Below are 1,714 nucleotides of genomic sequence, written 5' to 3' on the forward strand. Positions count from 1 at the left end.
TCGCCGGCTACAAATGCCCGCGAACCGTGGACTTCGTGGAATCGCTGCCGCGCAATGCTAGCGGCAAGATCCTCAAAACCGAGCTGCGCGAACCGTATTGGCGCGACCGCGGGCGCGCGGTGTGAGGCGAATCAGGTCTTGACCGGACCTGACCGCGCAGCCAGCAACGCCACCGCGATGTCGGCCAAGACGGCTCGGACTCCCGGAAGTCTCCGCAACCGCGGCATCACCACAACGTCGTTGATCATCATCTGAGCCGCCTGCACGCGGATCCGCGCCTCGGTAACCGTCCAGCTGGGATTCAGTTGTCGTGCCAGGTGGACCCATTCGTCGATGTAGGCGCGCTGCGCGCTCCGGACACTGTGACTGTCGGACTCCGGGAGTTGCGCTACCTCGGTAATCAGCACTTCGACGATGTCCGGGTTGGCAAACGCAAAGGTCTGATAGCTGAGTACCACGCGGCGCAGGGCCTCGGCGACGTCGGGGGCGTCGGCGACGGCGCGATTGAAGTTCGCCCAGAGCAGTTCGTTGCCGCGGAACATGGCCGCTGCCAGGATGTCGGTCTTGGCGGCGAAGTGGTTGTAGACGCTGGGTCCGGCGATGCCCACAGCGGTACCGATATCGTCGACGCTGACCCCCGTGAAGCCCCGCTGGGCGAACAGCGCGGCACCCGCCGACAGGATCGCTTCCCTTCGCGAGCGGGCGACCAGCGCGCCGCCCGACTCACCGCCGCCCGCCTCCCCGCGAAGCTCGGCGCCCGCGCCGAGCGGCACCGCGATCAACCCGGCCAAGTGAGCCGAAAACCCCGGTTCCGGCATCGAAAGGCGATGAAATGAAATACTATTCGCGATGCCGAGCGCGCACCATGCCAGCAGGTCGGCCTGCGCCGCCGCCAGGTCCGGTCGCCGATATCGAATATGTTGGGCGAGTCGATCGCCGATCTGTCGGGCGACCCGCTGCAGTCGGTTCCGGTCCTGCTCCCTCAGGTGTCGGCCTTCTCGCCGCCACAGCACGCCCACGGTGCGGTGATCCAGCACCAGGCGGGCCAGGACGGCGGCGAGATCGGCAGAGGCGTCGGCCCCCTTCAGTGCCTGGTCCAAGGTGCCGAGCGCATCCTCGATCACCGTTGCCAATAGCGCCTGTTTGCTCCGGAAGTGCCGGTACAGCGCCGACGCCCCGACGGCCACAGCGTCGGCGACATCGCTCATCGAGACATTGCCGTATCCCTTGTCGGAGAACAGGGTGGCCGCCGCATCGATGATCAACTGGCGCCGGTTGCCGGGCCGCGTCCCCCTGGCGGGTGGACTCGACAGGGACCGCTGCTGACTACCCATTATCGGGCGTCCGCAGGGCCCCAATAGCGTTCGCGCAGCTCGCGTTTGAGGACCTTACCCGCGCCGGAAATGGGTAGCTCGGTAACGAATTCCATGCTGCGCGGCATCTTATACCCGGCGATGAGCGTCCGGCAGTGCTCCCGTATCGATTCCTCAGTCGGATCGCTCCCGGCGCGCAACACGATGACGGCGTGGACCCGTTCACCCCATTGATCGTCAGGCACGCCGATGACCGCTGCGGCGGCGACCGTGGGATGGCCGGCGAGGGCGTTCTCAACCTCGGCCGAGTAGACGTTCTCGCCGCCGGTGATGATCATGTCCTTCAGCCGGTCTTCGATGTACACATAGCCGTCGGCGTCCAGGCGGCCACGTCACCGGTG

Annotated in this window: 1 protein-coding gene and 1 pseudogene; both read right to left on the bottom strand. The window is 66.5% G+C overall.

Going from position 1 to position 1,714, the window contains the following annotated elements; translation table 11 throughout:
• Window positions 1-131: 131 nt before the first annotated feature.
• Entirely contained in the window at window positions 132-1,334 is a 1,203-nt protein-coding gene (locus A5781_RS24425) for a TetR/AcrR family transcriptional regulator (RefSeq protein WP_067213295.1), read from the bottom strand.
• Window positions 1,334-1,702, bottom strand: a pseudogene (locus tag A5781_RS24430) (fatty-acid--CoA ligase); the annotation flags it as partial. The gene A5781_RS24425 and the pseudogene A5781_RS24430, both read right to left, overlap by 1 nt.
• Window positions 1,703-1,714: the final 12 nt, after the last annotated feature.

This window comes from Mycobacterium sp. 852002-30065_SCH5024008 (assembly GCF_001665645.1).
Lineage (GTDB): Bacteria > Actinomycetota > Actinomycetes > Mycobacteriales > Mycobacteriaceae > Mycobacterium > Mycobacterium paraffinicum.